The organism is Phenylobacterium sp. (assembly GCF_031425575.1).
Taxonomy (GTDB): Bacteria; Pseudomonadota; Alphaproteobacteria; order Caulobacterales; family Caulobacteraceae; genus Phenylobacterium.
Genome location: NZ_JANPJP010000098.1, coordinates 1 through 5718 on the forward strand (window position 1 = coordinate 1; position 5718 = coordinate 5718).

General features: G+C 70.5%; 5 protein-coding genes and 1 pseudogene. 2 read left to right on the forward strand and 4 right to left on the reverse strand.

Translation table 11 applies throughout. The features are described from left to right. Positions 1 to 367: pseudogene (locus RMO97_RS05095) on the reverse strand (peptidase M61); the annotation flags it as partial. A gap of 81 nt (positions 368 to 448) precedes the next feature. Beyond that, positions 449 to 811: a hypothetical protein gene (locus RMO97_RS05100; protein WP_310539454.1), complete on the reverse strand. Its 363-nt coding sequence runs from the start codon at positions 809 to 811 to the stop codon at positions 449 to 451. A gap of 177 nt (positions 812 to 988) precedes the next feature. On the opposite strand from RMO97_RS05100, the gene RMO97_RS05105 reads away from it, so the two are divergent. Next, a complete protein-coding gene (locus RMO97_RS05105) occupies positions 989 to 1960 on the forward strand; it encodes an SDR family NAD(P)-dependent oxidoreductase (protein ID WP_310539455.1) in 972 nt (323 codons plus the stop codon). Between the two features lie 122 nt (positions 1961 to 2082). Here RMO97_RS05105 and RMO97_RS05110 read toward each other — a convergent pair whose 3' ends face one another. Further along, positions 2083 to 3171: a GNAT family N-acetyltransferase gene (locus RMO97_RS05110; protein WP_310539456.1), complete on the reverse strand. Its 1089-nt coding sequence runs from the start codon at positions 3169 to 3171 to the stop codon at positions 2083 to 2085. A 271-nt stretch (positions 3172 to 3442) separates the two neighbouring features. Here RMO97_RS05110 and hisC point away from each other — a divergent pair, with 271 nt between their 5' ends. Continuing rightward, positions 3443 to 4513 (forward strand): histidinol-phosphate transaminase, encoded by a 1071-nt coding sequence (gene hisC / locus RMO97_RS05115; RefSeq protein ID WP_310539457.1) that lies wholly within the window; start codon positions 3443 to 3445, stop codon positions 4511 to 4513. On the opposite strand, the gene RMO97_RS05120 is transcribed toward hisC, so the two are convergent. After that, positions 4510 to 5718 (reverse strand): Gfo/Idh/MocA family oxidoreductase (locus RMO97_RS05120; protein ID WP_310539458.1); only part of this gene is annotated, 1209 nt, incomplete at its 5' end. The genes hisC and RMO97_RS05120 overlap by 4 nt on opposite strands.

A 5718-nucleotide genomic window follows, 5' to 3' on the forward strand; every position in this document is an offset into this window, starting at 1 on the left:
CGTCGATGTGGAAGGCGAAGACGTTGACCGGATCGCGCGTCCATTTCAGCGGCGCGCCATTTCCGGTGATGGTCAGGCCGGCCAGCTTCTCGATCATGCCGCGCGGCGCGTGCTTGCCGGGGATCCAGGCGGGAAACAGCAGGGTCATGGGGCCGGGCTGGGCCACGGGGATGGTTTCGCGCACGCGGACGATGCGGCGGTCGGTGTCGGTGGCGTCCACCGACAGGGTGATCACCCCAGGATAGGGGGTGTCGCGCGGCGCGGCGATGGCCGGCGGCAGGGCCAGCGGCTGCGGCGGCACGGGTTGGGCGAAGGCGGCCCCGGCGCTGAGCACCAGGGCGGAGGCGGCGAGGAGCGCGCGGTTCAAGGGCGGCGACTTTCTGAATCAGGACAAGGGCTTGGCCCTATCCTGCGGCCATGACGCGCGCGCGCAACCCCTAGCGGGCGATCAACCCATCCTGGCCGGGTTCAGATAGGCGCCGTAGCCCAGGGCCTCCAGGGCCAGCCGCAGGCCGTCCTGGTCCAGGCCGCCGCCGGCGCTGTTGGCGGCCGACCCCTGGTCCTGCAGGCGATAGACGGTCCAGTCGGGTCCCTTGGGCGGGCAGGCGCCAGGCGCCAAGAGCATGTGGCTCCAGCCGACCAGGGGCGGCTCGCGGCCGGGGGCGATGTCGAATTCGCGGTCGTGGAAGGCCAGGTCCATGTCGGCGGCGCGGGCCTCGGCCACGCGAGCGCTCAGCCAGATGTCGAAGGCGTCGAGCATCTGCCGGGCCGACAGCGCCCCGGCGTTCGCGACTTTGCTGATCTGTTCCAAGGCGATAGGCCCAATCCTGTTCAGCCTGAGACTGCCGCACGCCCGTCAATGGCTGGCCAAGAAGTTGGGTGAATAGGGGTTAAGCACGCCGGGCCGCCCCGCCGCCCCGCCTGACGCCGGGTCACACTTCCGCCCGCGCCCGCCAGGGTCCAAGCTCTCGCCAAAGGGAGAGACGCGATGAAGGACTTCACCGGCAGGATCGCCGTGATCACCGGCGGCGGCACGGGCATGGGCCGCGAGCTCGCCCGCCAGCTGGTGGCCCAGGGCTGCCACGTGGCCATGTGCGACGTCTCGGCGAAGAACATGGCCCAGACCATCAGCCTGTGCCAAGGCGACCGCATTCCCCAGGGCGTGCGCATCACCGCCCATGTCGCCGACGTCTCCGAAGAGGCCGCCCTGCAGCGCTTCCGGGACGAGATCAAGGACCAGCACCAGACCGATCACATCCACCTGCTGTTCAACAACGCCGGCATCGCTGGCGGCGGCAGCATGGTCACCGACACGCGCGCGGCCTGGGAGCGGACCTTCAATGTCTGCTGGGGCGGGGTCTATCTGGGGGTCCGCACGTTCCTGGACATGCTGATCGCCGCGCCCGAGGCGCACATCGTCAACACCTCCAGCGTCAACGGCTTCTGGGCCACCATCGGCCCCAACACCTCCCACACCTCCTATGCGGCGGCGAAGTTCGCGGTGAAGGGCTTCACCGAGGCCCTGGTCACCGACCTGCGGCTGACCGCGCCGCACGTGAAGGCCAGCGTGGTCATGCCCGGCCACATCGGCACCGCCATCGTCGCCAACTCCCGCAAGGTGCAGGGCCACACCGAGTCCGACGACCTGACGCCCGAGGAACTGGCCGCCACCCGCCACCGCATGGTCGCCGCCGGCATGGACCTGTCGGACGTCCCCGACGCCGCCATCCAGGCCATGGTCTCCGAGGGCGCGCGCCGCTTCGAACAGGACGCCCCCATGACCGCCGCGGCCGCCGCCACCGTGATCCTAGACGGGGTCAAGGCCGAGACCTGGCGCATCCTGGTGGGGGACGACGCCCACCTGCTGGACGAATGGGTCCGCAAGGATCCGGAACAGGCCTACGAACCGGCCTTCTACGAGGCCTTCGTCAAGGCGGTCGGGTGGAAATTAGGGGGGTGAGGAGCGGTGGCTCGCGCTTGCGAGCCGCATGCGATCGACAACGATTTGTCGATCGCCGCGACGTACGCCCGCGTCGCTGACGCGGGCCGGAGGGGCCGCGCAGCAGCCCGGCGCGGATCGCGCTAAGCCGCGCGCAGGTCGCCCAGGTAGAAGTTCAGCTGCCGATCGGCCCGTCGCGCCACCTTGCCGGGCAGCCGCGCCACTTCGCCCAGGGGCAGGGCGGCCCAGCCGCCCTCCAGCCCGTCCATGGAGCGCCACAGCGCCCCGCTGACGCTGTCGGCCCAGACCGCGTGCCGATAGACCGGCCGCTGGGTGTCGCCGAACTCGCGCTTGTATCGATAGTCGCCCTTGCCCAGTTCGATGGCCGCCAGGCCCTCGCCGGCCGCCTGCCGCGCCATGGCCTGCAGCAGAATCAGCCCGGGCGAACAGGCGCCGTAGGCCTCGTCATAGACCGGGAACCAGTAGTGCAGGACGCCCGCCCCCTGGATGCCGAAGTGGGCCGCCGCCAGCGCCCCATCGATGCGCAGGGTCGAGAGCCGCCCGCGCAACGCCGGCGTCCCCGTGGCGAACAGCTCGTGCAGCAGGGCCCGGGTCCAGCCCACGGAAAAGACGTCGAACTGGCCGGTGGCCAGGCACTGTCGCCGCTTGTTGGCGATCAGCCAGTCCAGGGCTTCCGGCGCCCGGTCGTCCAGGTCGAAGGTCACTTCGCCGCTCATGGCCAGCTTGCGGCCCCGGCTGGCCAGCCGGCTGAACGCCCCGGCCTCGCGGGCCCTGCCGCGCGCCTCATAGGCGTCGTAGCCGCCGCTCAGATCCATGATGTGCGAGAATTCCACAGCGCCCGGAGCGCCCCGCGTCGGGCTGTGGCCGTTCTCCAGCCGCATCACGCTGGCGCCCAGCTGCGTGACCATGGCCTTGACGTCCACCGCGTCCGGATCGGCGGCCACCACCCCGTGCCAGTCCGACATCGGGCCGGCCAGGGGCGAGATGGAGCCCAGATATCCGCGATGGTACGGCAGGATGGCCTGGGCCCGCCCGGCCTCGTCCCGCTGCACCGCGAACGCCAGGTCGCCGCGCACCCGGCTGACCGCCTGGGCGAACTCCGGCGTGAGGAAGGGGCTGGCCAGGGCGGGGCAGTCGGCCTGCCACCGCCGCCACGACGCCAGGTCGTCCGCGCTCAGGTCCGTCCAGTTTGAAACACTGATGGTTGTCATGGGCCCCTCCGCCCGGCCCCGCTGCAAATCCCCTGCCGGACGGCGACGCTTGGCGGGCCTAGATCCTCCCCCAGCGCGCAGCGCGATGTGGGGGAGGTGGCGCGGACCGCAGGGCCGTGCCGGAGGGGGACCAACGTAGTTGGCGCCGACTTCAGCAAAACAAGAGTCAGAGTCCCCCTCATGCGCTTCGCGCCAGTTCCCCCAGAGGGGGAGCATCTTGCCGACTCACCCTGTAAGACACCGCCCACACCCCACGGCCTCGAGGACCCGCATGAGCCGCCTCTGGAGCGACCTTACCCACACGCTCTCGCCCTATGTGCCGGGCGAACAGCCGCACATTGCGGGCCTGATCAAGCTCAACACCAATGAGTCCCCGCTCGGCCCCTCGCCCAAGGCGCTCGCCGCCGTCGCCGCGCAGGCCACCGACGACCTGCGCCTCTATCCCGACCCGGAGGCCACGGAACTCCGCAAGACGCTGGCCGCCTACCACGGCCTCGATCCGGCCCAGGTCTTCGTCGGCAACGGCTCCGACGAGGTCCTGGCCCACGCCTTCGCCGCCCTGCTGAAGCACGACGCGCCCCTGCTGTTCCCGGACATCACCTACAGCTTCTATCCCGTCTACTGCCGCCTGTTCGGCATCGAGGCGGAGACCATCCCCCTGGACGAGGCCTTCAACGTCGAAGTCGCCGACTACCGCCGCAGGGCCGGGGCCATCATCCTGCCCAACCCCAACGCCCCCACCGGCGTCGCCCTGCCGCTCTCCGACATCAAGACCCTGCTCACCGATCACCCCGACGCTCCCGTGGTGATCGACGAGGCCTATGTGGACTTCGGCGCCGACACCGCCGTCCCCCTGATCGCCGCCCACGACAACCTGCTGGTGGTCCGCACCTTCTCCAAGAGCCGGGCGCTCGCCGGCCTGCGCGTCGGCTACGCCCTCGGTCACCCGGCTCTGATCCAGGCCCTGACCCGCGTGAAGGACAGCTTCAACTCCTACCCCCTCGGCCGCCCCGCCCAGGCCGGCGCCATCGCCTCGGTGCAGGACGAGACCTATTTCCGTGACACCCTGGCGACGATCATCACGACCCGGACGCGAATGGTGGAAGGCCTCACCGCCCTGGGCTTCGAGACCCTCCCGTCGAGCGCCAACTTCGTCTTCACGAAGCACCCGCAGCACAACGGCGCAGCCCTGGCGGTGGCCCTGCGCGAGCGGGCCATCCTGGTGCGCCGCTGGGATGCGCCGAGGATCGGGGATTACTTGCGGATCACGGTGGGGACGGGGGAGCAGACCGAGAGGCTGCTGGGCGCGCTGCCGGAAATCCTGAACCTCCAGGGAGCCTAGCCCCGCGCCTCATCCAACCCCGCCCACATCGGCGCGCAGTCCAGCATCACCCCCTCCGCCATCGCCTGGTCGATGGCCATCACCGTCAGCCCCGCCTCCATGGCGTCATAGGGCGTGACCGGGAACGCCGCCCCGCTCTCCAGCGTCGCCAGCAGGTCGCGCGCCATCGCCTGGTCGGCCCCGTTGTGGCTGTCGGCCGTCACGCCGCCGTAGTCGATCCGTTCGGGCTTCTGGCGGCTCAGCGTGCGGCGGATCATCAGCTTGTTGCGCACCAGGTCGGCGATCAGGGTGGCGTCCGTCCCGGCCACGTACCAGCGGCGCTCGGGCAGGCTGACGTGGCTGTTGGCGTGGAAGGAGAGCCGCACGCCGTTCTCGTATTCCACCATGGCGGTCTGGTGGTCGGTGACGTCCATGTCGCTTTCGAAGGCGTCGTTGGCGCCCATCCAGCCGGGGTTGGTGGCGACATAGGCCGGTGAGCCGTCGTCATAGGTCCGGGGTGCGCCGGCCCGCTCCGAGGTGAACACGCGCCGCCCGCCGAAGCTCGCCACCTTGGCGGCCCGCGCGCCCGCGATGCGCCCGAAGATATCGAAGTCGTGGCACACCTTGTCCAGCAGGTAGGACCCGCCCCACTCGGCCTTGCGCCGCCAGTTGCGGGCCAGGTAGGCGCCGTGCTCGACGTTCAGGTGCTCGGTGGCGTCGATCGAGATGATCTCCCCCAGCTTGCCTGAGTCCACGCGCTTGATCACCTCGCGCACGATGGGCATGGAGCGCATCACCAGGCCGATGAACAGCGGCGGCCGGCCGGGCTCGGCCAGGGCGCGGGCGAGGCCGTAGGTCTCCTCCACCGTGCGCACGATCGGCTTCTCGGCGAAGATCGGATAGCCCGCCGCCATGGCCAGGCCGAGATGGCGTATGTGCAGGTGGTTGGGCGTGCCGATCATCACCAGGTCATAGGGCCCGTCGTGCAGCAGGGCGCCGGGGGAGGGGTAGCTGGTCCCCAGCGGGATCCCGGCGGCGCTGAGGATCGGCGCCCCCACCGGCCCCGGATCGACGTAGGAGGCCACCTCCAGGTTCCAGCCGACCTCCTTCATGGCGGCCAGCACGTGGGCGATCCGCTGGCCCAGGCCGATGACCCCGATGCGGTAGGTTTTCATGGCCATTTCCCCCGTACTTCCCGCTTGGCGCACGTCGCGGAATGCCGACAC